The sequence below is a fragment of the Nonomuraea sp. MG754425 genome (assembly GCF_021699195.1).
Taxonomy (GTDB): Bacteria; Actinomycetota; Actinomycetes; order Streptosporangiales; family Streptosporangiaceae; genus Nonomuraea.
This window is the reverse complement of sequence record NZ_SSXE01000417.1, coordinates 1-1,503: the sequence shown is the minus strand read 5'-3', so window position 1 is coordinate 1,503 and position 1,503 is coordinate 1. Positions and strand designations below refer to the sequence as shown.

Here is a 1,503-nt window from a genome sequence, read left to right as displayed (position 1 = left end):
CGGCCGAGCCAGTCCGCCAGTGACGGCCCGGCCACCTCGCCCGCCGATCCGAGGTGGGCGACTACCTGGCGGACGCGTTCGGCCGGGCGGCACGCGACGCGCCCCCGAACGTCCGGGTGCACGCGCACCGGGCCAGGGCGGTGGGCCTCGACGAGTCGGCCCCGGCGGGCCGGCAGCGCGTCCGGCTCTCCGACGGGGGCACGCTGACGGCCGACGCCGTGGTGCTGGCGCACGGCCGCCCGGCCGCCCCGCCCACGGACGAGGAGGCGGCCGAGGCCGTCTTCGCCGCCCGGCACGGGCTCGTCCACCTGCCCGGCGGTCACGCGCCGGCCGACGACGTCCCGGACCTGGAGCTGCTCCGCGCGGGCGAGCCGGTCCTCGTGCACGGCTCCGGACGCGCGTTCACCGATCTGACGGCCCTGCTCACCACCGGCCGCGGCGGGCGGTTCGCCGAGCGCGGCCGGGGCGAGACCGTGTACCTGCCCAGCGGGGACGAGCCGCTGCTGCACGTCACCTCGCACGCCGGTGTGCCGCACCACGCCCGGCCCGCCTACGGCCTCGCGCCCGGCCCGCCGCCCCGCTGTCCCGTGCCCGGCCCGCCGTCGCCGGAGAGCCAGGCCAAGGGGCTGGCCAAGGGGCTGGCGTGGGCGTACTACCGTGAGCTGTTCACCCGGCACGGGGCCCGCACCCGTACGTCGTGGCCGGAGTTCGAGGCCGCGCTCGCGGCGGGCGAGTGGGGCGGCAAGGAACTGCGCGCGCTGGTCACCAGGTCCGTGCCGCGCTTCGCCGACCGCCTGCACCTGGACCGCCTGCGCCGTCCGCTGCACGGCATGCGCTTCGGCGACCTGGCCGGCCTGCAGCGGTGGATGCACGGCTACCTCGCCGCCGACCTGGAGCGGCGCGCCGACCCGGCCTTCAGCGCCGACCTGGCGCTGATCCACGCGCTCGTCGCCGCCCGCGCCGCGCCGGCCGGCGACCCGGAGTTCGATGAGCTGTACGACCTGCTCGCCGGCGGCCCGTCCCATGCCCGGCAGGCCGAGTTGCGTGCGCTGGCCAGAGCGGGCGTCGTCACCTTCCTCGGGGCCGAGCCGCGCGTCGAGCGGGACGAGGAGGCCGGCGTGTGGCGGGCGAGCGGCCCCACCGTGCCGGGCTCGACGCAGGCGCGGGCGCTCGTCGACGCGCGCCGGGCCGCGCCGGACGTCCGCCGCACCGCCGACCCGCTGCTCGCCGGGCTGTTCGCGCGCGGCGAGTGCCGTCAGGCCCCGGGCGGGCTCCTGGACGTGCGCCTGCCGGACCGCAGGCTCGTCACCCGGCGCGGCGCGGTGCACGCCCGCCGGTTCGCGCTCGGCCCCTGGACCGCCGGGGGACCGCCCGGGTTCGACGGCCCCACCGGCTCCGCCCCGCTGCTCGACGCCGCCGACGCGCTCGCGCGGGCCGTGCTGGTGCAGGTCGCGGGCGCCTGGCTGCACGCGGCGGCCTGACCATGCCCCCGCCCCACCCCAC

1 pseudogene is annotated in these 1,503 nt (G+C 79.8%); it reads left to right on the top strand.

Annotated features, from left to right (window positions below):
• Positions 1–41: 41 nt before the first annotated feature.
• Positions 42–1,481, top strand: a pseudogene (locus FAF44_RS55545) (FAD/NAD(P)-binding protein); the annotation flags it as partial.
• Between the last annotated feature and the right edge of the window lie 22 nt (positions 1,482–1,503).